The sequence below is a fragment of the Nitrosospira briensis C-128 genome, from assembly GCF_000619905.2.
Classification (GTDB): Bacteria; Pseudomonadota; Gammaproteobacteria; order Burkholderiales; family Nitrosomonadaceae; genus Nitrosospira; species Nitrosospira briensis.
The window spans coordinates 2,820,591-2,846,327 of sequence record NZ_CP012371.1 but is presented as its reverse complement, the minus strand read 5'-3'; the positions used below and the strand labels follow the sequence as shown (position 1 = coordinate 2,846,327).

Here is a 25,737-nt window from a genome sequence, read left to right as displayed (position 1 = left end):
AACCTATGCCCTGTCTGCCGAGGCAAACCAAGGCGCGCGCGCCGCCATGATTAACTGCCTGGCTCGTTCAGCATCCATCTCGACCATTTCAATCAGGTCATCCACAGCCAGATCGGCGAGATCCTCCTGAGTATTCACTCCTTTGGCCGCCAATTCACGCGCTGTCTGACTGTCCATACCCTCCAGCGAAAGCAGGTCTTCTGCTATATTCTCCACTTTTTCCTCGCTGAAGATCGCCTCCGTCAAAAGAGCATTACGAGCTCGAGTGCGGAGTTCGTTGACCGTTTGCTCGTCAAATGCCTCGATTTCCAGCATTTCGTTGAGTGGCACATAAGCCACTTCTTCCAGCGTGGTAAAACCTTCCTGCACGAGAATATCCGCCACTTCCTCATCCACATCAAGTTTTTCCATGAAGAGGTGCCGAAGTACGGAAAATTCCTCTTCATTTTTTGCCTGTGACTCTTCCATCGTCATGATGTTGAGCTCCCAACCCGTCAACTCAGACGCAAGCCGTACATTCTGGCCTCCACGTCCAATAGCCTGGGCAAGGTTATCCTCATCCACCACGATGTCCATGCTGTGCTTTTCCTCATCCACCAGGATGCTGCTGATTTCTGCAGGCGCCAGCGCATTGATCACGAATGTAGCGGGATCGTCGGACCACAAAATGATGTCCACTCTTTCTCCGGCCAGTTCGCCAGTCACCGCCTGCACCCTCGAACCCCGCATACCTACGCAGGTACCGATCGGGTCAACGCGCTGATCGTGAGATTTGACCGCAATCTTGGCACGTGAGCCCGGATCCCTCGCTGCAACCTTGATCTCCAGCAGACCTTCCTCGATTTCCGGCACTTCCAGTTCGAACAGTTTTACAAGAAACTCCGGTGCAATCCGTGACAATATCAACTGCGGACCGCGGGCGGTCCGGTCGATCTTGTATAAATAGGCGCGCACTCTGTCGCCGACACGCAGATTTTCCTTCGGGATCATCTGATCGCGGGGCAGTGCCGCCTCAACCCTGCCGGACTCGATGATCGCATTGCCGCGTTCCATCCGCTTGATGGTCCCGGTAACCATGTATTCTTTACGTTCCAGAAAATCGCTCAGAATCTGCTCGCGCTCAGCGTCGCGAATTTTCTGGAATATCACCTGCTTCGCTGCTTGAGCGCCGATACGCCCAAACTCCACCGGCTCCAATACTTCCTCGATGAATTCATCCAATTCGATTTCAGGATTGCGCTGCAATGCTTCGCTCAACGGAATTTGACGGGCAGGCTCTTCCACAGCATCGTCCGCTACCACCTGCCAGCGGCGCAACGACTGATAATCGCCTGTCTGGTGATCGATCGACACACGCACATCAGCGTCTTCGTGAAAACGCTTTTTTGTAGCGGATGCCAGCGCCAATTCAAGCGCGATAAAAACAATGTCTTTCTCGACATTCTTTTCGCGCGCCAGCGCATCCACCAAAAGTAAAACTTCGCGCGTCATGTTACCTCCAGCCAATCTCTCTCGAATAATTACAATTTTGGAACCAGACGAACCTTCTCGAGATTGTTTAGATCCAGATCGAGCATTTTTCCGTCTACTTCCAGCTTTAATATCCCGTCGTTCACTTCACGCAAAATTCCGACGAAATTTCTTTGACCCTGTAACGCCACGCGTAGCCTCAGTTTAACCGACTCACCCGCAAAGCGGATGAAATCAGCGACCTTTTTCAGCGGCCTGTCCAGGCCGGGCGATGAAACTTCCAGTCGATCGTAATCGATGTTCTCAACCGCAAACAAGCGGCTCAGATGATTGCTGACGGCCCCGCAATCATCTACGGTAATACCGTCGGGTTTGTCAATAAACACACGCAACATCTTCCCTCGCGAGGACCGCTCCACTTCGACGAGCTCATAGCCCAGCCCGGTCAAGGTCGATTCAAGCAATTCATACAGATCCATAGTGCCGGCACAAACAAAAAATGGGCTAGAAAGAGCCCATAGTCATTGCTATTTTAGCAAAATTTTATACTTAATGAAATAGATCCCTGTTTGCATTATAACTGGTTGCGTCAGGGAATATCTGTTTCCGTTTAGCGCTTATTCAGCGGTTCCATACATATTATGAATTTATGAATGATACAATTTCACCGATCTCCCAAATAAAAAACTCATTGGAGGCATTCCGTGGCCGCGATCAAATCCATTCTGAATGAAACGCGCATTTTTCCGCCGGACCCGGCATTTGTCCAACAAGCTAATGTATCCGGCATTGCAGCTTATCACGCCCTCTGCGCCGAAGCCGAAAAAGACCTTCCCGCGTTCTGGGGCAAACTGGCGCGCGAACACATATTGTGGCATAAACCGTTCACTCGCGTATTGGATGAAACGAATCATCCCTTCTTCAAATGGTTTGATGATGGCGAGCTGAACGTCTCGTTCAACTGCCTGGACCGGCACCTGGCAACCCAACCGGACAAGATCGCGATTATTTTCGAGGCGGATGACGGCACAATCACCCGTTCCACATACCGTGATCTTCACCGTCGCGTTTGCCAGTTTGCCAATGGTCTGCGATCTCTTGGCATCAAGAAAGGCGATCGTGTCATTATCTATATGCCGATGAGTATCGAAGCCGTAGTGGCAATGCAAAGCTGTGCCCGCATTGGTGCGACGCATTCGGTGGTATTTGGCGGTTTCTCCTCCAAAAGCATTCATGAGCGCATTCTTGACGCCGGTGCAGTGGCTGTCATTACCGCCGACGAACAACGGCGGGGCGGCAAAGTCAACCATTTGAAAGCCGCGGTGGATGCAGCGCTTGCCATGGGTAACACCGACTCCGTGAAATCGGTCATTGTGTATAAGCGCAGTGATGACAACCTGCAACTGCAAGAACGTGATATCTGGTGGCACGAATTGATCAGGGACCAGAGCGACGCCTGCGAGCCGGAATGGGTCAATGCCGAGCACCCGCTATTCACGCTCTATACCTCTGGTTCCACCGGCAAACCAAAAGGCGTGCAACACTCTTCAGCAGGTTACCTGCTGGGCGCAATCACAAGCATGGAATGGATTTTCGATTACAAACCCACTGATATTTTCTGGTGTACCGCCGATGTGGGCTGGGTTACGGGACATAGCTACGTTACCTATGGTCCGCTGGCCGTGGGCGCCACCCAGGTCATCTTCGAGGGGGTTCCCACTTATCCCGACGCAGGCCGCTTCTGGAAAATAATTCAGGACCATAAAGTCACCTCATTTTATACAGCGCCCACCGCGATCCGGTCGCTTATCAAACTGGGTCCCGACCTGCCCGGAAAATATGATCTTTCCTCTTTGCGCCTGCTCGGTTCGGTAGGCGAGCCGATCAACCCGGAAGCGTGGATGTGGTATTACACCGTTGTTGGCCAGTCCCGCTGTCCCGTTGTGGACACTTGGTGGCAGACCGAAACGGGTTGCCACATGATTGCCCCCATGCCCGGTGCGGTGCCGCTCAAGCCCGGTTCCTGCACACTCCCGTTGCCCGGCATCATGGCGGCCATTGTGGATGAGGCAGGTCACGATCTGCCTGACGGCAAGGGCGGGTTTCTTGTCATCAAACGCCCGTTTCCGCCACAGGCACGTACTTTATGGGGCGACCCGGAGCGCTTCAAGCAAACCTATTTTCCCGAAGAACTTGGCGGCAAGTACTATCTGGCCGGCGACTCCGCCAACCGCGATCTGGATGGCTATTTCTGGATCATGGGGCGTACCGACGACGTATTGAACGTTGCCGGTCACCGTTTAGGCACCATGGAAATCGAATCCGCGCTGGTGGCCAGCCCCCTTGTCGCAGAAGCTGCAGTGGTAGGCAAACCCGATGAAATCAGGGGCGAGGCCATCGTCGCATTCGTGGTGCTCAAGGGCGAGCGCCCGGAGGGCGAGAATGCCCACAATATTGCAATGGAATTGCGTGACTGGGTATCGAAAGAAATCGGTCCTATTGCCAAACCCGATGAAATCCGCTTCGGCGATAATCTCCCGAAAACCCGTTCAGGCAAGATCATGCGGCGCTTGCTGCGCACCCTGGCCAAAGGCGAGGAAATAACGCAGGATATTTCTACGCTGGAAAACCCTGCAATACTTGAACAATTGAAGCACCCGATAGCATAGAGGGTTGGATAGCTTGACAATGCAATTAGATGGCTCGACAGCTTGACGAATAATCACTTTCATACCCAGACAGAAGCATCGGCTGAGACCCCGCCGCTGTCCGTCCGCCTGCCTCGGGTCACCGACTACGACCATGGTATCAGCACTATCGACGCGGACTATTTCCGCACGGGGCTGGCCGCGATTCACCTGATTGTCGAGGCAGGAAAAGCGGCACTGGTGGATACCGGAACATCATCTTCCGTCGCCGGCCTGATGAAAATCCTGCACCAAAAGAATATCGCCCCGGCGGATGTAGCGTACGTGTTCCTGACCCACATACATCTGGATCACGCCGGAGGTGCGGGAGAATTCATGCATCGTTTTCCCAATGCGAAACTGGTGGTACACCCCCGCGGTGCGCGACACATGGCCGACCCCGCCAGGCTGGTTGCAAGCGCAATGGAAGTGTATGGAGAAGCGGAATTCAAACGTGTCTATGGGGTTATCCGTCCAGTGGAGGCAAATCGCATCGTTGAGGCACCCGATGGATTCAACCTGGATTTCAACGGCAGGCCGTTACTTTTTCTTGATACGCCAGGCCACGCACGTCATCACTACTGCATCTTCGATAAGCAAAGCCAGTCGTTTTTTACCGGCGACACGTTCGGCATCTCCTATCGCGAATTCGACGTGGACGGCATGGAGTTCGTGTTTCCAACCACTACGCCGGTGCAGTTCGATCCGATAGCCGCGCATGCCTCGCTGGAACGGCTCATGACCTACAACCCTTCTTATGCTTTTCTTACACACTACGGCCGCATCGGCCATTTGCCGCGCCATGTGGCCGAGATGCACGATTTGATCGATGCCCATGTGTCGATAGCCCGGAAATTGCACGATGCGCCCAACAGGCATTCCGCACTAGTGGAGGAACTTGGAGAGTTGCTGTTACAGCGGGTTATCGCACACGGCTGCAAATTGCCGGAGGAAGAAATTCGTTCCCTGTTAAACCTGGATGTTGGGCTGAATGCGCAGGGACTGGAATACTGGCTGGATCATGCGGGAGGAAGCAGTTGAAGTCGATACAGTATCGCAAGCCGCAGGATGTCTTTGGTAAAGGAAATCCAGAAATCTGAAGCTGAATATTTCTCAGGCCGTTTCCATCTGCCTTACTCTCTCAAAAAAACATACCGCCGCCGCTGCCGCCACGTTCAATGATTCCGTTCCACCGGGCATGGGAATGCTGATTTCGTCAGTGATTACTTGCAGCATCGCATCAGACAAGCCCACGCCCTCGTTACCGAACACCAGTGCGATCGGCCCCGTCAATTCGGTCTGGTAGAGACTGTTTTTTGCTCTCAGGCTGGTAGCAATTACCTTGCCGCTAAATGCACGCACCACTTCCGGTAGATTGGATTGTTCGTGAATATGCAGAAAAAAGTGCGCACCCATCGCGGCGCGCAGCGTCTTGGGTGACCACGCATCCGTGCAATCATTGGATAAGTAAATATCCGTCGCTCCTGCGGCGGCGGCAGAGCGCAGTATGGAGCCGACGTTTCCAGCGTCTTGTATGGCTTCGAGCAATACGCAAAAACCTTCATTTCCTCCACGCTTGTTTTGATTCCTTGCAGTTTTACGTATGAGGATGGTTTCGGCCGAGGGGATGCGTGCCAGCGCCATGATACCGGTTGGCGTCTTGACTGGAGAAACCTCGCGAAACAGCGAATCGCTCAGCATAACCAAGCTCAAGCTTTCCCTGGATTTCCATTCCTCCAGTAAGCGTTTTATTTCCGCGCTTTCCCCACCCGACTCGCTCATGATGAGGACTTCCGGCTGTCCCAGTGCAACACGATAGGCAGAGACCAGATGTACGCCATCGAGCAGTGTCAAGCCGGCTGCTCTGCGCTGCTGTGCAGACCCGGCCAGTTTGATCATTTTCTTGAAGAATGGATTATCGCGGGAACTGATAAATTTCATGATTAGACTGCGAATAGCTTCAGCGGCTATTTGTATCAACCACCCCCACTTCAGCCTCATCCGCTTTTCCGAATGGTTCCATCGGAATCGTCTGGTATCTGACTTCCAGAATTTCCAGTTCTTCAGTCCCACCCGGCGCGTGCAATGTCACCACATCCCCTTCCCGCGCCTTGATCAATGCGCGTGCCATGGGTGAAATCCAGCTGATGTAGGCTTTGGAAGTATCGATCTCATCCACGCCTACGATAGCAACTGTTTTTTCGTCGCCTTTTTCATTGGCGAACGTAACGGTTGCGCCGAAAAAAATACGGGTTTCGTCATCTCTTGGGGCGGCCGGGTCTACTATTTCCGCCATATCCAGGCGTTTGGTCAGAAAACGTATACGCCGGTCGATTTCGCGCAGGCGCTTCTTGCCGTAAATATAGTCGGCATTCTCCGAACGGTCGCCATTGCTGGCGGCCCATGATACTGTAACGGTCACATGGGGACGCTCTTTATTCATCAGCCATTGAAACTCGTCCATCAGCCGTGCATGGCCGCCGGGGGTGATATAGTTTCTACTACCGGCAGGTAAAGAAGATGGGGTGTCGATAACCTCTTCCTCAAGGTCATCAGCCGGTTCTGTTTCCTTGGTAAACGCTTTGCTCATATTCTGATGTCGCGCCCGAAAATATTGATGTTTAAAACAGCTGACCTTCAGGCTCAGGCCCGCTATTATTGGATCGTTACAGCGCCGTAATAATCCTAAATCCGGTAGTTGGACGGGGTGAAGTGTACGGTTTTTGGGGTGCAGGGCAAGGCGCAACGACGCGGAATGGTCGTTCCATTCCAAGAAGTTGCAACGCAGCCATGTGCCGCAAAAACTGTGCAATTCACCCCGTAGCGCCCTCACCCGGAAGGTGAGCGTCAAAATAATATGAAATATTGTTATTAATCATAACACTGATCTATCAAATGAGCGGTCAACTACCGGATTTAGGATAATATCCGCTCTCAAGTAAACCAGCTTATCCTGGCTACTCCATCTATGAATAACAGCCCGTCTGTTTGGCACCGTCTCGCTGCAGCACCGCATCATGGCCTGTTTCTGGCTGGAGCTCTGCAAGGTGTGTCACACTGTTATGGTAGGTACTCGATCTCGCTGGGCGCCATGATATTGCGCTGGCAATCGGATACTTCGCGAATATGGTGCTGGGCATGGCTTCGCGTGTCACGCTTGGGCATTCGGGAAACTTGCTGGCGCTGGACAAATTTACCTGGCTGCTGTTTATCGCGTTTCAGGCCGTAGTTTTGCTGCGGATATTTCCCGATCTTTTGCCTGACACTTTCGGTACAGCTACCATGACTCTATACCTCCTGGCGGGGCTGTCCTGGCTGATCTGCTTCACACTCTGGGCAGTTCGCCATGTTCCCCTCTACTGGCGACTGCGGATCGATGATAAACCGGGCTGATCACTCGTCGAGTGACAACGATATCACGCGGCATCATGGTCATTAATTATTTCCGGCAATCCGCCGCGCTTCTTGGGTAGCGCCCAGCAGTCCGATTTTTGGATTCATGACCACATGCACCGGGATATCCTCCATCAACGAGGAAAAACGCCCTTTGTCGCGAAACGCTTTCATGAAACCGCCTTCTCTCAGCTTATCGATGATCCGGGGAGCAATACCGCCCGCCACATACACACCATTACGGCACAAGCCCGCTAGTGCCAGATTCCCGGCATAAGCACCATAGATCTCGACAAATAAATCCATCGCTCTCATTGCGATGGGATGCTTGTGATTGAAAGCCAGGTCTGATATTTGCGCCGCGCCATCGGGCTTCAGCCGCACCTGCACCAGCGCCGGCGTGCTATTCAAGTCCGTCTGCAGAAAATTGAAAGTATTGGTCAATCCCGGTCCTGATAGTATCCGCTCGATCGATACATGGCCAAATTTCTTCCGCAAATATTGGAGCAGGCGATCCTGCAATTCATCCGCGGGAGCAAAATCCATGTGGCCTGCTTCACTGGACAAAGGTATATAGCGGCCGTCTTGCCATATGAGCCACGCCACACCCATGCCCGTGCCTGCACCAAGCGTAACCCGAAGCTCCATAGCAGAAGGCTTCCCTGCCTGCAGTGTTGCCAGGTCACTCTCGGGCAGGGTTTCAATACCCAATGCCACGGTTTTAAAATCGTTGATGAGCTTAACCACAGGAATGGAAAATTCTTTGGTGATAGCTGCGCTATCCATCACCCAGGGCAAGTTGGTGAGATTCGCCACCTGTTGCGTGATCGGTCCCGCCACCGCAAAACAGGCGCTTACGGGGTTGGAGCCAATGCCCAGCGCCATTGTCTCCCGCAAGAACTCCCTCAGCATATCGGAAAAACAGGCGTATTCCTGACTGGCATAACGGCGTTCGCAGCATACCTGAGCGTCACCGTCCTTCAGTTCAGTTGCCTGTAGCAATGTCTTGGTTCCGCCAATATCACCGCTGATGTAATATCCAGTCACGATTTTCTCCAACGTTGGACAGGGTCCTGACGATAAAACAGCGCCAACTGCTCATATACCCCAGGAAAATGTAGCTTTACCGACAAGGGTATTTCAAAAAATGCCTCGCTCATTACTGCGAAGAACTCCGCGGGATCCTCGGCCGCATAAGGATCCACTTCTATCGCCTCATCCGCATCGACGCGTCTGCAAAAATCTGCATAAGCTTCATTGAAAGCTTCGCTCCATGCCTGCTGGCTCATATCCGCATGCAATGGCGGGAATCCGTTGGCATCTCCGTTCAGCATGTCGAGTTTGTGCGCAAACTCGTGTATTACGACGTTGTACCCCAACTCAGCTTCAGCAGCAGAAACATCTTCCCAGGAAAGAATCAGGGGCCCGCCGAGCCACGATTCGCCCGATACGGCCTCGGCCGCATGATGCACTACGCCATCTTCGTCCACATACTCATAGTTGCGGATGAATTCGCCGGGATAAACGATAATTTCGACCCAGCCATCGTAGTAATCCAGGTCGAGATTCAGGATCAGAATGCAAGCCTGCGCTGCGATCAGCACATGCATTTCATCGGTGACGACCAACCGGTGCGCGCCACTTATCTGCTTTGAATGAAGAAACAGGGTGGCGTATTCACGCAATCGCTCTAACTCAGCCGTATCAAGGCCGCGCAAAAATCTCAGGCGCGTTACGGCCTGCTGCCAGGTATCATCAGGTATGGATTCATTTTTAAGGATACGGCGACGATACCAGGCTTTGAAGTTCGAAAGCATAGAGATTCGGAATCAGCCATCGCCGGGTTCCAGCACAGGGGTTTCCACTTCTGGAGCTTCCAGTTCCACCGCATCGATCCGGGCAAAGCGCTGGCTGATCTTGCGGCTCGAAACATGTACCTCTTCCACATCCTGGTTAGCCTGGCGAATATGATCGGCAAGCTTCTTCATGCGCTCGTCGAATCGGGCAAAATCCTTGCCGAGCCTGGAGAGTTCATCCTTGATGATATGCACCTGCTCGCGAGTTTCGATATCTTTCAACACCGCGCGCGCAGTATTCAGCACCGCCATCAAGGTCGTCGGTGAGACTATCCATACCTGCTTCTGCATGGCGTAATCGACCACATCGTAGTGATAAGCATGGATTTCGGCAAAAACGGCCTCCGCCGGCACAAACATCACTGCGCCATCACAGGTTTCCGGCGGCAGAATATATTTGCCGGCGATATCATCCACATGCTTCTTCACGTCCGCCTTGAATTGCTTTTGGGCCAATGCCCGGCTGGCTTCATCCGCATGGCGGTCAAACATGCGATGGAAGTTTTCAAGGGGAAATTTTGAGTCCACCGCCACCATGCCGGTCGGTGGAGGAAGCCTCAACACGCAGTCGGCACGGCTACCGTTGGAAAGCGTGTGCTGCATCGTATAGGCGGCAGCAGGCAGAATATTGCGAACCAGCGCTTCCAGTTGCACCTCGCCGAATGCGCCGCGGGAACGTTTGTCACCCAAAAGTTCCTGCAGGCTCACCATATTGGTGGTGAGGCTATCTATTTTTTTCTGCGCCTCATCAATAGTCGCAAGCCGCGTCATGACGCTGGTAAAAGTCTCGTTAGTCTTTTTGAACCCTTCGTCAAGACGCTCGGTAACATGGCCGCTGATCTGGTCCAATCGCGACTCTACCGTGCCGCGCAACTGCTCGGAGGTTTTACCGAGCGCCTCCGATAATCGGTCTCCCTGCTTCGCCAATCCCTCGTGCAGGTCCTTGAGCATGTCGCGGTGTTTGTCTTCCATCGACTTCGCCTGATGCCCCAACAGTTCGCGCACCATTGTCGAAAGCATGCTGAGCCTGATCACCAGAAAAGCCATGGTGACAAGCAATATGGCGGCGGAAGCAATAATCAGCAGGGGTCCGGGCATGATGTTGTAGAGTATACCGGAGAAAATAGGACAACTGGACATATGGAAAATATGTCCAGGGCGCCACAGGAGAAATTCGCCTCATTGAAAGGCAATCCGGCATCTACAGCGCTTAATCAATCAGATCAAGGGCGCAGTTCTGGTTTGTCCTTTTTTGCAACAGAGCCAAATTTCTTAATGTCTCCGGCTCCAGAAGTCTGACTTAGGCCAACGGCATTCGTGCTGATAAAATTTATTGCGTGTTTCAAGGTAGCTGTTGAAATGGTTTGTTATATCAAGCTGGTAGGATGCAAATGTGTCTATCGTATTTCGAGTCAAGTTATTTGCAATAAGACTGGCCGCTTGACACGCGGTGGAAATTGCAAAACCAATACCCATTGATGATATCGGGTCAAACGCGCTGACCGCATCGCCAACCGCGATAAAATTTTTGCACGACGAGAAATCCGTTATCTGTGACGCAGCATTGCGAACCCAAGGCTTATTTGAGCATATTGACGCGCCCTTAACCCGCATCTTGACGTGATTCGTTTGCTGTAACAATGCTGCCCAGTTATCGCCTTGATGCAGTCGATGATGCGATACGATATCGGCATCGGAGAACAAAGTTACCACCATCGTATTATTGGGTAATAAAGCGCTATACCACCACCCCAGTTCGGCTGCCTCAATTAAATATTCATGGGCGAGCATCGTTTGCGGGTCATGGTTAAAAAAAGTTCCTACGCCCACCAGATTATCCAATTTCCTTGGGGCAGCGCCTACCCGTTTACATATGCTTGCGTTTCGGCCGGTTGCATCCACCAAAAACTTTGCCTCGACATAAAATACACCTTGCGTAGGATGCTTGAGTTGGATTCGCCAACCGCCATTATCGAGTTTATCAACTGACATACACCTGGTTCGTGGAAATATGCGTCCCCCTCGATGAACAACCTGTTCAACCAATTTAAAATCGAATCGTTCACGATCCAATTGAAAACTGGCCTGCTCGGTCGTGAATATTGAATCACGGCAATTAGGCCTATCACTGCCCCAATACGATGTGCCACTGTAAGAGGGAATAAAACTCCCCTCGTCAAATTCATCTTTGTCAATTATCAAATAATCCATCAGGCTGAAAATGCTCGCCGAAACCTGCTCTCCCACGCGAACCTGGTTGAAATCAGACTGCTCAACCAATATAACATCAGAGCTTGAGTAATTAAGGAGAGCAAGTGCGGCGGAGGCCCCAGCAGGGCCTCCGCCGAATATCAGCGTATCGGTTTGATGAACAATGCCGTCCACCGCCCGTTAACGCCTACTGCGCGTACCGGAGCGAGGCATGCCTAAACCACCACTGGCAACTTCAATGGGTTTAAATGCGCGTTGTTCGAGAAACTCCACCATTTTTGCAGCACGCAGGCTCTTGGCTTTAATTACGTCTTTCTTTTTTTCGATATAAAAAACGGGAATCTGGGTCTCGTTGTCTTCTGGATTTCCGCTTATAAGGCCCACACCCACGTCTTGATAAGAGAACAGCTCGTGGTTGCGCTCTGTTTCTGTGAAGTATGGGAAGCCTGTGTCTTGCGGGTTGGAATCCCGAATAAATGCCAATGCCGACCAATGCTCCACCATTTGCACAAACGTATTAATGCCGCGCGCGTAATTCATTTGCTGCCCTGCAGGCATATGAGATTTAGCCTGGCCTTCGGCGGTAAGATCGCCGGTTAATACATCCCAGGGGCTTTGTGGTGGCCACCAATACGTATAGTAGGTTGGAGGCATTGGTACTTTCTGCTCTGATTTATTCACGTTGGGGTCTGTAAAATTTACGTACTGGACCGTACACTGAAAAAAATCAGCTTGCCATGGGCACGCCATTCTTTTGGTTAAATCACCGGGCTCACAGCCACCCCCTTCGCACTCATCCCGCGAAGGTGACAAACCCGTTTGGTTGTATCCATTTTTACCTTTTTGATCCTGGATAACATAAGGCGCAGAGTAGATATTCTTGTTTTGCAAGCTCCAGGTCACTTCTATACCCGGGCACATCGGCAGCCCAACGCAATTACCCACGCCGGCTTCATCCATTACATCAACGTTGTAAGGCTTGAAAACAGGATCACTTACAAAATTTCCATTGGCCCATTGGCTCAGTAAAAAATACTGGGTTTCGTTAAGCGCTAAAAATTTTTCTATGATGTCATTACTCACCGAATTACTGCCGGAGTTCAACGGCATTTGTGGAAAATGCCCTCCCACAGTTTCTTTAAACAATATTTGCTGCGGTTGATCGGAAGACGGGTTCTGCTTATCGTCTGGCTGCCGAAAAAACGAGAAATAGTGTTGGCGATTGGCTTTATTCGCGTCGCTGCTGTCAGAAAAGTCAAAAACATTGGATGAAAACGCCATCATGGATTGAACATTAGCCACCCATTGATAGCGTCCGGTGCGTTGGATAATCGGCAATATGTCACGCTGATAATTCGCCTGGAACGATTCACAAAAAGCACCGTTGACGTACATCTCCGGAACTAGGTTAAAGCACCGAACGCCTACATCAAACATCGTGTCGCTCAGCGTAGAAATATTTACAATCTCCGGCGCGAAATCCGGTGAACCAACAATTACCCACGCCTGTAATTCTTGTGCGGGCGATCCGTCGTTAAAGGTGATTTTGCAATAAACCGGCCCATCCGCGATATCGTCGTGCCATGTGTCTGACCCACCATAACTGGTAAGAGGCGCATTGCCACCGGCGTTGCCATATGCGCCCAACACGATCAGGCGACCTGCATCGTCTGTGATCAAGTTGCCCAGCGTGGTTACGTGATTACCGTAAAGAACGACTTCCGACGGGTACGTCGCCGGATAGCCGTCTGGTACAGAGCCTTTATCAAAACCAATCGTTTGACGCGCTCCCGACACGCTTCGCGGCCCTGGGTCCACAATCAGCTTTCTGCGATCATCATCTTTCACATTAGGGTTACGTAATGCGACGCCACGACTTTGATAACTGTTATTTTCACCATAAAGCAAATTTCCTTTCAATTCTGCATATTGGTACCAAGCGGCTTTTTTATTGGCCAGATGTACCGTCCACTCGATGGACTCGACATTAGCGGAATTCAATGTCAATTCGCTGCCATCGGCCTGGTACACTTTAAAAGGCTGACCTTGCCTGCGTACCTGGCCAACGTCGTCTTTAAAATGGACAATAGTGCCTTGCTTATTGCCGTATTGATCCGCTTCAAAAGGCAAACCACCGATCGATTCTGGTGATAGACAAAACTGACCTTTGCTACTCCCTAAACGTGCTACCCCAATCGAGGGGTGTATCCTGCATTGCATGACAGCATCTCCATTTTGTATAAATGAATAAAACCACTCTACCAATAAAACCCCATTAGCTAGATCCAGCTAACGTGCATTAGCCCAATTATGCTTTTCAACTTGCCCTGCTCTATGGTTGAGTTTATTGAACGCTTCCCGAAGCGTTGAGGCTGGAGGTCGCTGTATTTGCCCCTGCCCTGATGCGAATTGAGATTCCCATGTTCGTTTCCTTTTGTCTTTTTGTTAATGTTCTTTATCACGTCTCGCGGGCCTTGACATTTTTTTGACCCCAAGAGTTGGTCGAGTTTAGTTGCTTTCCTTGAGCGTCAAATCGAGAATAAGAAGCAATAAACAGCTTCTATTTGACCATTTGACCTGCTCACGGGAATTAAATAGAAGGCATTCGTATCGATCCTGGCCTGCGTGATGCACGCAGAAGCGGGCTTCATGGGCAAGCTTTGGGAAACGCTGTTGACTCAAGATGACGAGCGGAGGGGTATGGGCAAAAAATAACGACAAGTGGCGATCGCATTGGATGCTGGAAAGGGTATCCAGAATGTGGTGCACGAATCAGGAACGAGACCGGAGTAATACCCTCTCCGAATGACCCGGCAAAGGATCAGATTTCACTTGAGAACACGGACACAGCTGCCTCATCGCACCGGGATCTCGGCGAGCTTAAACCCCTCCGTAAGTGAATAATCCACTTATCAAAGGTGCTTATGCATATTAGACCCGCACACTCCGTTTGTTATATAGACCGGTGATAAAGATGGAGGATTGGCGGGAACTCGAAAATTATCTCGCGCGCGTCTCGAAGGATCGGATTATCGCGGCGGTGGCAGAAGCGGCGTCGGTTGACGGTTCGAACGGTATTTCGCAAAAAGACTGGCCGTACGCTCGGGCGTATTATCCGGTATCCTGCCGAACGTCGCAGATGTCTCTATTCAATTGCTTGGCTTCCATGAGCAGAGCAGATCCGATAAGGGACAATGGCTTGGCTGAAACGAGAAAGTCGCAAAAGAGAAACCGCTTCCTTGTGGCTCAGGATCAAGCCTGCTTAAACACTCTTGCGGCATGCGACATCAATCCGAGCAAACCCAAACCGGTTGGCAGCGTTGCATAGATCTCGGGCTCGGACACAGCGGTGAGCAATTGGTCGCAGTTCCCGGATGTTGGGCACGACGCGCCCCACTCCAACCCATCAAATTAGCGGGTAATTATTGCGCCGATTTGTTACCTCATGCCCATGGGATAATATCGCTCGCTTTCCATCTGGTGCCTTTGCCATTTGTTCTGACGTTGCTTGACGCGATCCTGATAGCTGCTGACTTCTGCCGTATCTTCCTTTTTTTCCGCCCGCTCCTTCCTGGCTTTTCTACCGACCCGGCGTCTCTCTTCCGTCGCTTTCCGTGCTTCGTCCGACCTCGAATCCTTCGGCCTCACCTCTTCCGAAGCCGAGTCCCATGGCCTCGATTCCCATGGTTTGGATACCGACGGCTTCGGATCCCATGGTCTCGCCTCCCATGGCTTCGGGTCACCATTTTGCTGCCCTCGCTGTTTTACCTGATTCTTGTCCGGTTCCTGCTGTCCCGACCGGCTGTCCTCAAATGCTGTGGCAGGCTGCGGAACCAGCATCATGAAGGCAATAAATGCTGTGCACTGAACACACAAAATTTTCATAATTGAGCTACTCCCCTGCTATTGATTCACTTCGTTATTCATGACCCGCATTATGAGCGCGGCAACCATCCTTATCTATTAAACTCTTACTACAACGGCAGATTCTCTTGCGGAGGATAGAAAATTCTCAAGCCATCCGTTTGTGCCCAGGGCGTTATCACATGTACCTTCCGGCCCTGCGTATTGATGATATCTTCAACCCGCGCCCCACGCACGGTAAGCGCATCGGCGATCAACGAACGGTGGCAGCGCCACGGAACCGCTTCGGCACACATCAGTGCGCACCGTTCCTTCTCGGCAAGTTCCATCACATCCTGCACATTCGAGGCGAATTCCGGCGTTTGCATGTAATCAGCATATCCGCGAAAAGACGCATTGCGCCAGGCCCCGTTGATCGAATCCTTATGCGCATGCCGCAGCCCGCCCAGCCCCGGCATATGCGTATATTTGATACCTGCTACTTTCAGGGAGCCGGGCAGCGTTTCCTTATTGAACTGCGGATTATGCCGGGACCGCGGCACAGTGCGCACATCAAGGATATGCGTGACCTCGTTCGCTTTCAATATACCAACGAATTCGTCCAATGGGTGCGTGGAATGCCCGATTGTGCATATCAAAGGCTCGGATGCTGATTGCTGTCTACTCATGGCGCTAGCTTCTTCCCCGCTCGCTGTTATCTTCTATCGGTACGTAGGCACCAGAAACACTCAACCATGAAAAACATCGAAGGACAATGAAAGCAAGTCCAGCACTTACGCCAACGTTCTCCTCTTATACACGAAGCAATTACAGAGAGCGGACGAGACTCTCTCCAAGGCATCCCCGCGTGCCTCATCCATACCCTATTGTGGCGCCTTTCCTGCCGGAGGTGCTGAAATGCACCCGAAGCGGGATGCGTTGAGTTCCACATCGGCACGCTCCCAAGCCTTTTTGAAACGCGCCTCGATATGCGCCGCCTGATCATCCTTGTTTTGCAAGCGGAGCGCTTGCAACAAGCCATAAAATGCCCATCCATTGTTACGATTTCGTCTCAGGTCTTCCCAATACACCGTTTCCGCTTCGGCTGGGCGCCCTGATTCGAGCAGGATAGCGCCCAGTGCCAACCTTGGTGGAGACTGCCATTCCGACGGTTCCGTATAAGCCAGGCTATCCTCAAGGCGGACCGCCCGTTCAAGATGCGCGATAGCGGTATCGAACTGTCCGCGGGCAGAGGCAATCTCCCCTGCGAGCACTTCAGGGCCGATACTTAAAACTGCGCGCGCGGTATTGAGCGAGAAGAGCGGCCAATCCAGCGATCCATTCTTCATGATCTCAAGCAACGCGCCCAACTCCTGCTCGGCTTGCTGCAACTGCCTTGTCGCGACAAACGCGAGGCCGCGTGCGTAATGCCAGCCACCCTTCAAAAACGCATTCGTCGACGGTGGCGCGGGCTCCTGGAGAATCTCATTCCATTTTCCGAACCTCGCATACGCCCAGTACGGCACAATCCGGAACACCGCTGTCGCCGGCACCCCCGCTAAAGCCGTATCGTTGACGGTTCCCGCTACCTTCCGTGCCGATTCGATCGCCAACCGGCTTTGGCCATCCGCCGTTGCCGCGAACCACAGAAAGTGAATATTATGGGGGGTGTACATTATCGGGTACATCCCTTGTGCATGGCGATGGGCTAGATACGCCTCATCCGCTGCCATGGCGAGTTGATTGCTCTTTATTGAGTCCGCATATCGGCCCACCCGCTGATAGATGTGTGACGGCATATGTACCACGTGCCCGGCAGCCGGCATCAGTGTAAGCAGCGTATCCGCCGCTTTTTCCGCCCGCTCGGGCGTGCTGGTCGATTCGACGAGATGGATATAAAAATGTGCTGCGCCTGGGTGGTTTGGATTGCGCTGCAAGACAGATTCGATCAGTGCTACGATTTCAGCAGTTCCCTCAAGCGGATAGCCGTCGCGCATCCAGTAACCCCATGAGTTGAGGTCCATCATCGACTCGACATAGAGCGTTGCGATATCGAGATCGTTTGCGAATCGCTCATGCACATCCCGCATCGCGTTTGCATAAGCTTTATCGTTCGCCTTCCGCTGCTCGGGGTTGCCGCTATAGCGCTTCTCGAGCGCGCTGACAAGCGCCCGTTCGCGGGGCGATGCTTTCGAACGAAGCGCGGCGGCTTTTCGCACGAGCTCCAGGGCGAGCGCTTCGCTCTCGGGTGCCATCGCTGCATTGATGTTGGGGCCGAGCACGAGCGCCTGCCCCCAATACGCCATTGCCAGCGAAGGATCGAGCCGCGCCGCTTCCCGGAAAGAGCGGCCCGCCTCGGCATGGTTGAATGCGTAGGACAGGTTCAATCCCTGGTTGATATACTTCTGCGCCAGCTTGTTTCGTGTACTGACCGGAAAGGTATGCGAGCCAAGGTTCAGCAGCCTCGGCGCGGCTTTATCATCAGTGTCCGGCTGATCCCGCTGTTCGTGATGCTTATGAACGGACCCCGATGACACAGATGCCGAACCTGGTTCTTCCGCTTGGGCAAACGCGGCAATGCCCCCAGTCGTCACCACCAATCCCAACGTGATTAAACGAAGAATAAAATGAACTTGCATAAACGTTACCCCCTGGTAATCGTTGGTTCAGCAATTGGCAGCGCAACATCGGTTATTTAAGACATTATGTACCGGTAGTAACACTATAGACGAAAAATCGGGCTGCTCATGGGACGGACGGTGCCGAGATAAGTTTGACATGAAATGTCAGGCAAGCCGCTCGCTGCTGTAGACCCGCACGCGAATTGCGATCACGGCAGTGAACGCAAGTTTTTCAGGCATGCCAAACCGAAATGAATGAAGGCCAGCGCCGTCAGCACTGGTGCGAACAGGTTTAGAATCGGTATAAATTGTACCAGGCCGGTCAGGAGCCCCAAGCCCCACAGTAACGACCGCCGGGAGGAAAATATCGCGCGCATTTCGTCCTGGCTGGCGTGCTCCGCCAAGGCGTCATAACGGAACAGGCGCTGGTTCAAATACGCCGTGGCGACAAATGGTATGACCAGGCCTGCCCCGATCAACCACAAAGGAAGCGTGATCAGCCAAATAGCGGCGAATATTCCGAGGGCAATCAGCGCATTGAGCAAGCTGCCGGCGAAACCGCCACCGTTTTTGCGTTCAAGATGCGGGCAGTCACGATCAGCCACCAGACGAATCAGGGCGGGCATCGCAAATAAGGCGGTGATCACCAGCGCGGTAATGAAAACGAGCGGCACAAACAGAATCAGATGTGCGATTGCCTGAATCCCGTAGGCGACCCACCTTGGTTCGACGCCTTCGAGCCAGGTTTGAATGCCGATCGCCGTGAGGCCGCTCGCAATCCATCCCGAGAACGTACTCCAGAATGCGACGCCTAACAGGAACCACAACAGGCTAGCCGCCAGGATGGGCCAGATGACGATCCACAAAACCTGAAACTGGAATAAATCGCGGAACGCGCGCGAAAGCGCTTCGAATACCGAGGTCACGCGTTCTCCTTCTCAGGTCTTATTCGGTGTCAATGCAGCCCTTAATTTTCGCCGAACCTTTACAACGATTGGATCGCCGTGATGTTATGTCCAGGCCACCTCGGGCCTGCGCACATCAATCTGTGAATTCACCCATCAACCGTGAATTTCAAAACGTAACGTCGCCGAGACGTTCCAACAAGTATTCGCTATAACGTACGCCAGGTCATTGAATTCCACTTTCGCAACCCGGGTCCCAGTCGTATGCAAAGGAGTTGTACCAGGTAGTATGCTCCCAGATTTCCTCGCACACCTCGCCGCAGATTTTTCGTTCGAACCCGCACATGCCACCCAGTTTAAAGCGTGCCATATACGCACCGGCGGCATCGCCTCCCTTGAGTTCGAGGATAACCTGCCCGCTCTGCTCAGAAACGTCCAGGGAGCGCATATTAGTGAGATCTTTATAGAATTTCTCGGGAATGACAAATTGTTTACTGTCTATGAAGATAAGGAATGTTTCAGTAACAAACTTTGGTATACCACCATCCACGCCCCATGTGCCCGCGTCAGCCTCAGGGCATTCTCCGCTTTTGCATTGGCGCTCGCGGAATGTGACAGCAACCTTTTGGCCCGAGGGCAGCAAATACGTTTTCTCGTGCGAAAACGGCATGATCCCGGTTTGTGCAAGCGCACAAAAAGACCATACAGCGGAGCCGAGCAATAGCATTTTGAAGAAACTCAACATAGGAAAGCGACCATTAATTCTTGTTATCAACTGAGCCCTGTTCACGCCGCTGGCAACTTGGCGGACTTAAAGGAAATCGGCTGCAAAAGCGTCTGGCCGGTTCATAGTTCACCGCTTTTTCGGCCAATAGAATAACTATTGACCTTCCAAATCCCTCAAAATCCGCCCTCATCCAGTCACTTTTCGCTGCGATTATTCAAGTCCGACAGGCTGCTAGGCTATTTCCAGGAATATTTTTTCGGTTTCCGACGCAATCTTCAGTTTTTCGAATAGCCGATTAAAGGCCCATCGGCTTTCACCGATGAAATTGTCGGTTTTCGTCTCACCGACCAATATGCATCCTTCCGTGTTTGCGGCCGTATTTCCGCTATGTATCCTGACGCCTTCATAGTTCGGCACATTCAGAAGAAGCGGAAGCTGTTTTTGAAACCGCTGTGAGAAATTGATGATCACTTCATAGCGGCCGGATGGTATGGCTGTCTTTCCGGCAATTTTGACCGGCCTGACTTTATCTTCAAGGGTGTAGCACTCAAACACGCCATTTACCGATAGCTCGCCAATCGTGCTCTCTTCAGAGAAATCTGTCCTTTTAATTTGCAACTCCATTTTTGGCTGTCCTTGTATTCTGGGATATCATGGAAATGGAACATCAAGTGTAACGGACGATTCTGATGATCGATGCTGAAATTTTTATAAAAATATCCTTTGCCGAATATTAAACCTAAATCCGGTAGTTGATCGCTCATTTAATATATCAGTGTTATGATTAATAACAATATTTCATATTATTTGACGCTCACCTTCCGGGTGAGGGCGCTACGGGGAGAATTGCACAGTTTCTGGGGCACATGGCTGCGTTGCAACTCCTTGGAATGGAACAACCATTCCGCGTCGTTGCGCCTTGCCCTGCACCCCAAAAACCGTACACTTCACCCCGTCCAACTACCGGATTTAGGTTAAAGGATAGAAGAACTTGTTTCCCTGCGCCAGGTAGTGCCCTGAGGTCCATCCTCCAGGATAACGCCGGCGTCCAGTAATTCCCTGCGAATACGATCGGCTTCGCTATAATTTCTGTTTGCCCGGGCAATGAGGCGTTGCTGAATCAGTTGCTCGATACGTTCCGGCGTGAATACAGAATCACCTGCAAGTCCGTCGTCCTGAAAATATTGCTGTGAATTCTGTTGCAATAATCCCAACACGCCGCCCAGCGCTCTCATCAGCGCCGTGTCCCGTGGTGATCCGGTTTTGTTGACCTCGTTCGCGAGATCGAACAGCACCGCTATCGCATCGGACGTATTGAAGTCATCATCCATCGCTTCCCTGAAACGGCGTGCATGAGGTGCCTGCCAGTCTATGGGGGCCGCAGCGTCACCGGCTTCATTTCCTTTCAGCGCAGTGTAAAGCCGATCAAGCGCGCGCTTGGCATCGTCAAGATGCTGATCCGAATAGTTCAGCGGGCTGCGGTAATGCGCCCGAAGAATGAAGAAACGCACCACTTCCGGTTGATAGCGAGCAAGAATCTCGCGTACGGTAAAAAAATTGCCCAGCGACTTGGACATCTTTTCATCATTGACACGCACGAAGCCGTTATGCATCCAGTAATTCACGAAAGGATGGTCATGCGCGCCTTCGCTTTGCGCAATCTCGTTTTCATGATGAGGAAACTGCAAGTCCTGGCCACCCCCATGTATGTCAAAGTGTTCGCCGAGATAACGTTCTGCCATTGCCGAGCATTCGATATGCCAGCCGGGACGCCCACTGCCCCAGGGCGAATCCCATTGCGGCTCGCCGGCTTTGGCGGCTTTCCATAATACGAAATCCAGCGGATCCTCTTTGTATGGATCGATTATTACGCGTTCCCCCGCACGCAAATCATCCAGCGATTTTCCGGAAAGCTTTCCGTAGCCGGGAAATTTGTGCACCGCATAATAAACATCGCCGTTGGGCGCCGCGTAGGCAAGGTTTTTTTCCATCAGAATTCGAATCATGCCAATCATATCTTCCACATGCCGAGTGGCTCGCGGTTCACATGTAGGCGGCGCGACACCGAGCGCAGCGGCGTCTTCTTCCATAGCCCGGATAAAACGATCGGTCAACGCATCGATGGATTCGCTGTTTTCCTGAGCCCGTTTGATAATTTTATCGTCAACATCGGTTATATTGCGTACGTATGTCACATCGAAACCGCTCGCTCGAAGCCAGCCCTGTACCATATCGAATACCACCATCATGCGAGCGTGACCAAGATGGCAATAGTCGTAGACCGTCATGCCGCAGACATATATTTTGACCTTGCCGGGAACGAGGGGAACAAAGTCCTGTTTTTCCCTGGCAAGCGAGTTATGGATTTTGAGCATCTGGCAAGATTGTGAATTAGACAGGCTTCTTGGTAGAATCCCGGAGATTCCGGGACAACCCAACAAAAATCGGAGCAGTATAGCACAATGAAAATGCTGGATTTTCCCCTCATAAACGCATTAATGGCAGTTGCCGTGCTGCTGCTGTCGAATCCCGCTGCGCTTGCCGATGAGAACGATACAGTTGCCAAACTCTACAAGCAGGGCAATTTCGCCAAGGCGCTGGAGCAAGCAGATGCTTACCTCGCCCTCAAGCCAAAGGATGCACAGATGCGCTTCCAGAAAGGCCTGATACTGACTGAACAAAATAAGACCGCGGACGCCATCGGTATATTCTCTTCACTCGCAGAAGAATACCCGGATCTGCCGGAGCCATACAATAACCTCGCGGTGCTCTATGCCGGCCAGGGCCAGTATGACAAAGCCAAGGGTGCGCTCGAAGCGGCGATACGCACCCACCCCAGCTATGCGACTGCGCATGAGAATCTGGGGGACGTATATGCAAAGATGGCAAGTCAGGCATATGGCAAGGCATTGCAACTGGACAAGGGTAACGCCGCTGCGCAAACCAAGCTTGCGATGATCAAGGACTTGTTTACAGGGAGACCTAAAGAAATACAAACTGCATCTTCCCCATCTGTTTCCTCTGCGCCGGCAACTGGCGCTCCCGCAATAGCCATGGAGAAAGTTCCGGAAAAAAGAGGGGAAAAAACTGTAGAAAAGTCGGAAAAACCAACAGCCGGGAAGACCGCCTCTGCGGAACAATCGGGGCCGAAAGTCCAACCCGCTGTTCCGGACGAATCGGATGAGGTTATCAAGACGATAGAGGCCTGGGCCAAAGCCTGGTCCGATAAGAATGTCGCGGCCTATCTGGCATTCTACGCGAGCAGTTTCCGTCCTCAGGGCGGTTCGTCGCATGCGGCATGGGAAAAAACCCGCCGAGAACGCATCGGAAAACCAAAATCTATCCAGGTCGCCATTACCAACCCCAAAGTAAACTTGATCGATACCACGCACGCAAGGGTAAGTTTCAAGCAATCGTACCACTCCGATGCAATCAGGAGTAATACAACCAAGACACTTGAGCTGGTCAAGACAGGGGAAAAATGGCTGATACAGCAGGAGCGAGCCGGGCGATGAGATCGGCCGGTCCGGCTTTCCCCAAGCACATTCGATCAGGTACAACCACGGCTACCGCCGGCGTCATAGTCGCGTTTGGTTTCCTGGCCTTTGGCGCATTGGCGAGCGATCACTCGGCCTTGCCGGAACTATCGATCACCGGCCCGGAAACCATGCTGGTCAAAAGCATGCAGGAAATTGCGGAGAGCCGTATGGATTCCGCTTTAAGCGGAGTCGAGCAAGTGCTCAAGACCAATCCGAATTTTCGGCTTGCTCACCTGATTAAAGGTGACCTGCTACTGGCTCGTTCTCGCCCGATCAGTAATATTGGTGATACTGCCGGGGTCTCGCAGCAGAACATTGCCGATTTACGCGATGAAGCACGAGCCCGGCTGCTGCGTCACCAGGAACCCGTTCCACCTAACATGGCGCCGAAATATCTTGTGCAAATGCCGCCGGAACAAAAATATGCAATTGTTGCCGACACTGGGAAATCCCGGCTGTACATTTATCAGAATGTAGGTGGCCAACCTCGTTACCTTGCCGATTATTACATCAGCAGCGGCAAGAATGGAACTCAGAAACTGAAGGAAGGAGACAAGAAAACTCCGGTCGGTGTATATTTTGTTACCGCCAATGTGCCTCGCGAGAAACTCACCGATTTTTATGGAGGGGGCGCATTTCCCCTCAATTACCCCAACGAATGGGACAAGCGGCATGGACGAAGTGGTTTTGGCATCTGGCTCCACGGCACGCCATCGGACACCTATAGTCGGCCACCCCGTGCCAGCGATGGTTGCGTCGTGCTGGCCAATCAGGATTTACGTAGCGTAGGTGCGGCGCTGCAAGTCGGGATAACACCCGTGATTATCAGCAACGAAGTAGAATGGGTAAAATCCGGTGCCGAAACTGCTTTGCGCAGCAAACTGGTACAACATCTGGAAAAGTGGCGGCGCGATTGGGAAGGTGGAAACACCGAGGCGTATATCGGCCATTACGGCCGGGATTTTTTCAGCGGTGGTCAGAGCCTGGCTGAATGGTCGCGGCACAAGCGCCAAGTTAATACTGCCAAGAATTGGATCAAAGTGAAAATCAGCAATATCGGCATCTTTCTTTATCCTGGACGAGACGATCTGGTGGTGGTCAATTTCGATCAGGAATATTCCAGCAGCAACCTTTCCAACAAAATGAAGAAACGTCAGTACTGGATGAGGGAGCAAAAAAATGGTCCCTGGAAGATCATTTATGAAGGCACAGCCTAGTTTCGGAACCGATCAAACATTTTTATCGACTACTTTGCGTTTACACCTATGCATATTATCAAGCTTCTTGCTGCTTTCTCGCTTCTGTTCAGCACGACTGCTCACGCAGCTAATCCCCAGGTTGAAATAAAGACCAATTTTGGTAATATAATATTGGAGCTTTACCCCGATAAGGCGCCTAAAACCGTAGATAATTTTCTGCGTTACGTGAAAGACGGTCACTATAAGGGCACTGTATTTCATCGTGTAATTCCCGGGTTCATGATTCAGGGCGGCGGATTCGACAAGGCCTTCGAGCAGAAACCGGCGAGACAGCCCATCGAGAATGAGGCGGCCAACGGCCTGAAAAATGAGATTGGAACGATTGCCATGGCCCGCACCTCGGACCCGCACTCGGCCTCTGCCCAATTCTTCATTAACGTAGCCAATAACGGGTTCCTCAATTACACTGCACCGACTCAGCAAGGCTATGGTTACACCGTGTTCGGCAAAGTTATCCAGGGGATGGAGGTGGTCAATAAGATTGCCGGTACGCCGACGGGCTCTGGAGGACCATTCCCAAGCGACGTACCTAAAAAAACAGTAATTATCGATGAAATCAAACTTGTCACAGAGGGGCCGGCTGCCGGCACCACTTTGCCTGGAAAATAAGGACAAACATGATCAAACTCCACACCAATCACGGCGATATCACTCTCGAACTGGACAGCGAAAAGGCGCCGCTGACCGTTCAGAATTTTATAGACTATGTGAACAGCGGCTTTTATGACAATACGATATTCCATAGGGTGATCGACGATTTCATGATTCAGGGAGGCGGATTCGAACCGGGCATGAACCAGAAGCAGGTTCGCGCCCCGATTCAGAACGAGGCTGCCAACGGCCTCAAGAATGATAAATATACAGTTGCCATGGCACGCACATCCGACGTACATTCCGCTACAGCACAGTTTTTTATAAATGTCAAGGACAATGGTTTTCTTAATTACACGTCGCCTACTTCCCAGGGTTTCGGCTATTGCGTGTTTGGCAAGGTAGTGGAAGGCCAGGATGTGGTGGACAGGATCAAGAAGGTAAAGACAGGCACCCGAAATGGTCATCAGGATGTGCCATCGGAAGATGTGATATTGCTGAAAGCGGAAGTGGTTGAAAATAAGTAGTCGCTATTTATATTCCGGGTCATCCGTTAAGGGCTTTGAAAGTCAGCTACGCTCGCTATCAGTACCATGATGACGAGTTTTTATTAAACTTTTGAGCCGGAATAGCGC

At 51.9% G+C, this 25,737-nt stretch carries 23 protein-coding genes; 7 read left to right on the top strand and 16 right to left on the bottom strand.

All coding sequences use genetic code 11. The features are described from left to right. Window positions 1–3: 3 nt before the first annotated feature. Window positions 4–1,491, bottom strand: coding sequence for a transcription termination factor NusA (gene nusA, locus F822_RS12995; RefSeq protein WP_025041560.1), 1,488 nt, complete (start codon window positions 1,489–1,491; stop codon window positions 4–6). A gap of 29 nt (window positions 1,492–1,520) precedes the next feature. After that, window positions 1,521–1,949: a ribosome maturation factor RimP gene (rimP, locus tag F822_RS12990; protein WP_025041561.1), complete on the bottom strand. Its 429-nt coding sequence runs from the start codon at window positions 1,947–1,949 to the stop codon at window positions 1,521–1,523. Window positions 1,950–2,174: 225 nt separating this feature from the next. Between rimP and acs the strand changes: the two genes are divergently transcribed. Beyond that, window positions 2,175–4,139, top strand: coding sequence for an acetate--CoA ligase (gene acs / locus F822_RS12985; RefSeq protein ID WP_025041562.1), 1,965 nt, complete (start codon window positions 2,175–2,177; stop codon window positions 4,137–4,139). 96 nt (window positions 4,140–4,235) lie between these two features. Then, on the top strand, window positions 4,236–5,198 hold the full coding sequence (locus F822_RS12980) for an MBL fold metallo-hydrolase (RefSeq protein WP_051536732.1): 963 nt from the start codon (window positions 4,236–4,238) through the stop codon (window positions 5,196–5,198). Between the two features lie 72 nt (window positions 5,199–5,270). Here the strand turns inward: F822_RS12980 and F822_RS12975 are convergent, their stop codons facing one another. Further along, window positions 5,271–6,098, bottom strand: a complete 828-nt coding sequence (locus tag F822_RS12975) for a TrmH family RNA methyltransferase (protein ID WP_025041564.1) — start codon at window positions 6,096–6,098, stop codon at window positions 5,271–5,273. 19 nt (window positions 6,099–6,117) lie between these two features. Next, entirely contained in the window at window positions 6,118–6,747 is a 630-nt protein-coding gene (gene greB, locus F822_RS12970; protein WP_025041565.1) for a transcription elongation factor GreB, read from the bottom strand. A gap of 506 nt (window positions 6,748–7,253) precedes the next feature. Here greB and F822_RS12965 point away from each other — a divergent pair. After that, window positions 7,254–7,550: an NnrS family protein gene (locus F822_RS12965; RefSeq protein ID WP_331458285.1), complete on the top strand. Its 297-nt coding sequence runs from the start codon at window positions 7,254–7,256 to the stop codon at window positions 7,548–7,550. Between the two features lie 42 nt (window positions 7,551–7,592). Here the strand turns inward: F822_RS12965 and glk are convergent, their stop codons facing one another. The 12 genes from glk to cysS form a co-directional block, all read right to left on the bottom strand. Continuing rightward, window positions 7,593–8,597, bottom strand: a complete 1,005-nt coding sequence (gene glk, locus F822_RS12960) for a glucokinase (RefSeq protein WP_025041567.1) — start codon at window positions 8,595–8,597, stop codon at window positions 7,593–7,595. Continuing rightward, complete coding sequence (locus F822_RS12955) at window positions 8,594–9,367, bottom strand: M90 family metallopeptidase (RefSeq protein WP_025041568.1); 774 nt, start codon at window positions 9,365–9,367, stop codon at window positions 8,594–8,596. The genes glk and F822_RS12955 overlap by 4 nt, the downstream gene beginning before the upstream one ends. Before the next feature lie 12 nt (window positions 9,368–9,379). Then, the gene (locus tag F822_RS12950; protein ID WP_025041569.1) at window positions 9,380–10,504 is read right to left on the bottom strand and encodes a DNA recombination protein RmuC; all 1,125 of its coding nucleotides are present in this window, start codon (window positions 10,502–10,504) and stop codon (window positions 9,380–9,382) included. 174 nt (window positions 10,505–10,678) lie between these two features. Then, a complete protein-coding gene (gene lodB, locus F822_RS12945) occupies window positions 10,679–11,791 on the bottom strand; it encodes a lysine-epsilon-oxidase maturase LodB (protein WP_025041570.1) in 1,113 nt (370 codons plus the stop codon). 6 nt (window positions 11,792–11,797) lie between these two features. Further along, the gene (lodA, locus tag F822_RS12940; protein ID WP_025041571.1) at window positions 11,798–13,837 is read right to left on the bottom strand and encodes a CTQ-dependent lysine 6-oxidase LodA; all 2,040 of its coding nucleotides are present in this window, start codon (window positions 13,835–13,837) and stop codon (window positions 11,798–11,800) included. Between the two features lie 1,218 nt (window positions 13,838–15,055). Next, window positions 15,056–15,502 carry a hypothetical protein gene (locus F822_RS12925; RefSeq protein WP_025041574.1) on the bottom strand — a complete coding sequence of 149 codons (447 nt, stop codon included), beginning with the start codon at window positions 15,500–15,502 and terminating at the stop codon, window positions 15,056–15,058. An 89-nt stretch (window positions 15,503–15,591) separates the two neighbouring features. Next, window positions 15,592–16,149, bottom strand: coding sequence for a DUF488 domain-containing protein (locus tag F822_RS12920; RefSeq protein ID WP_036576282.1), 558 nt, complete (start codon window positions 16,147–16,149; stop codon window positions 15,592–15,594). Window positions 16,150–16,344: 195 nt separating this feature from the next. Further along, window positions 16,345–18,099, bottom strand: coding sequence for a hypothetical protein (locus F822_RS12915; RefSeq protein WP_025041576.1), 1,755 nt, complete (start codon window positions 18,097–18,099; stop codon window positions 16,345–16,347). A 191-nt stretch (window positions 18,100–18,290) separates the two neighbouring features. Further along, entirely contained in the window at window positions 18,291–19,007 is a 717-nt protein-coding gene (locus F822_RS12910) for an EI24 domain-containing protein (RefSeq protein ID WP_025041577.1), read from the bottom strand. 205 nt (window positions 19,008–19,212) lie between these two features. Further along, entirely contained in the window at window positions 19,213–19,731 is a 519-nt protein-coding gene (locus F822_RS12905; protein WP_025041578.1) for a hypothetical protein, read from the bottom strand. Window positions 19,732–19,944: 213 nt separating this feature from the next. Next, window positions 19,945–20,337: a DUF5675 family protein gene (locus tag F822_RS12900; RefSeq protein ID WP_025041579.1), complete on the bottom strand. Its 393-nt coding sequence runs from the start codon at window positions 20,335–20,337 to the stop codon at window positions 19,945–19,947. A gap of 350 nt (window positions 20,338–20,687) precedes the next feature. Next, the gene (gene cysS / locus F822_RS12895) at window positions 20,688–22,088 is read right to left on the bottom strand and encodes a cysteine--tRNA ligase (protein ID WP_025041580.1); all 1,401 of its coding nucleotides are present in this window, start codon (window positions 22,086–22,088) and stop codon (window positions 20,688–20,690) included. An 87-nt stretch (window positions 22,089–22,175) separates the two neighbouring features. Here cysS and F822_RS12890 point away from each other — a divergent pair, with 87 nt between their 5' ends. The 4 genes from F822_RS12890 to F822_RS12875 are packed head-to-tail and all read left to right on the top strand — an operon-like array spanning window position 22,176 to window position 25,629. Then, window positions 22,176–23,228: a nuclear transport factor 2 family protein gene (locus F822_RS12890; RefSeq protein WP_025041581.1), complete on the top strand. Its 1,053-nt coding sequence runs from the start codon at window positions 22,176–22,178 to the stop codon at window positions 23,226–23,228. After that, window positions 23,195–24,469: a L,D-transpeptidase family protein gene (locus F822_RS12885; RefSeq protein WP_231623516.1), complete on the top strand. Its 1,275-nt coding sequence runs from the start codon at window positions 23,195–23,197 to the stop codon at window positions 24,467–24,469. Before F822_RS12890 ends, F822_RS12885 begins: the two co-directional genes overlap by 34 nt. A 48-nt stretch (window positions 24,470–24,517) precedes the next feature. Next, on the top strand, window positions 24,518–25,120 hold the full coding sequence (locus F822_RS12880) for a peptidylprolyl isomerase (RefSeq protein WP_025041583.1): 603 nt from the start codon (window positions 24,518–24,520) through the stop codon (window positions 25,118–25,120). An 8-nt stretch (window positions 25,121–25,128) separates the two neighbouring features. Then, window positions 25,129–25,629: a peptidylprolyl isomerase gene (locus F822_RS12875; protein WP_025041584.1), complete on the top strand. Its 501-nt coding sequence runs from the start codon at window positions 25,129–25,131 to the stop codon at window positions 25,627–25,629. Window positions 25,630–25,737 lie beyond the last annotated feature (108 nt).

Bases quoted from the DNA above. Each gene is read 5' to 3' on its own strand.
- cysS (WP_025041580.1), bottom strand. From the start codon at position 22,088: ATGCTCAAAATCCATAACTCGCTTGCCAGGGAAAAACAGGACTTTGTT.
- F822_RS12925 (WP_025041574.1), bottom strand. From the start codon at position 15,502: ATGAAAATTTTGTGTGTTCAGTGCACAGCATTTATTGCCTTCATGATG.
- F822_RS12975 (WP_025041564.1), bottom strand. From the start codon at position 6,098: ATGAAATTTATCAGTTCCCGCGATAATCCATTCTTCAAGAAAATGATC.
- F822_RS12890 (WP_025041581.1), top strand. From the start codon at position 22,176: ATGAAAATGCTGGATTTTCCCCTCATAAACGCATTAATGGCAGTTGCC.
- F822_RS12875 (WP_025041584.1), top strand. From the start codon at position 25,129: ATGATCAAACTCCACACCAATCACGGCGATATCACTCTCGAACTGGAC.
- F822_RS12920 (WP_036576282.1), bottom strand. From the start codon at position 16,149: ATGAGTAGACAGCAATCAGCATCCGAGCCTTTGATATGCACAATCGGG.
- F822_RS12950 (WP_025041569.1), bottom strand. From the start codon at position 10,504: ATGCCCGGACCCCTGCTGATTATTGCTTCCGCCGCCATATTGCTTGTC.
- F822_RS12880 (WP_025041583.1), top strand. From the start codon at position 24,518: ATGCATATTATCAAGCTTCTTGCTGCTTTCTCGCTTCTGTTCAGCACG.
- greB (WP_025041565.1), bottom strand. From the start codon at position 6,747: ATGAGCAAAGCGTTTACCAAGGAAACAGAACCGGCTGATGACCTTGAG.
- nusA (WP_025041560.1), bottom strand. From the start codon at position 1,491: ATGACGCGCGAAGTTTTACTTTTGGTGGATGCGCTGGCGCGCGAAAAG.
- lodA (WP_025041571.1), bottom strand. From the start codon at position 13,837: ATGCAATGCAGGATACACCCCTCGATTGGGGTAGCACGTTTAGGGAGT.
- F822_RS12905 (WP_025041578.1), bottom strand. From the start codon at position 19,731: ATGTTGAGTTTCTTCAAAATGCTATTGCTCGGCTCCGCTGTATGGTCT.
- rimP (WP_025041561.1), bottom strand. From the start codon at position 1,949: ATGGATCTGTATGAATTGCTTGAATCGACCTTGACCGGGCTGGGCTAT.
- F822_RS12955 (WP_025041568.1), bottom strand. From the start codon at position 9,367: ATGCTTTCGAACTTCAAAGCCTGGTATCGTCGCCGTATCCTTAAAAAT.
- F822_RS12885 (WP_231623516.1), top strand. From the start codon at position 23,195: ATGGCTGATACAGCAGGAGCGAGCCGGGCGATGAGATCGGCCGGTCCG.
- F822_RS12915 (WP_025041576.1), bottom strand. From the start codon at position 18,099: ATGCAAGTTCATTTTATTCTTCGTTTAATCACGTTGGGATTGGTGGTG.
- F822_RS12900 (WP_025041579.1), bottom strand. From the start codon at position 20,337: ATGGAGTTGCAAATTAAAAGGACAGATTTCTCTGAAGAGAGCACGATT.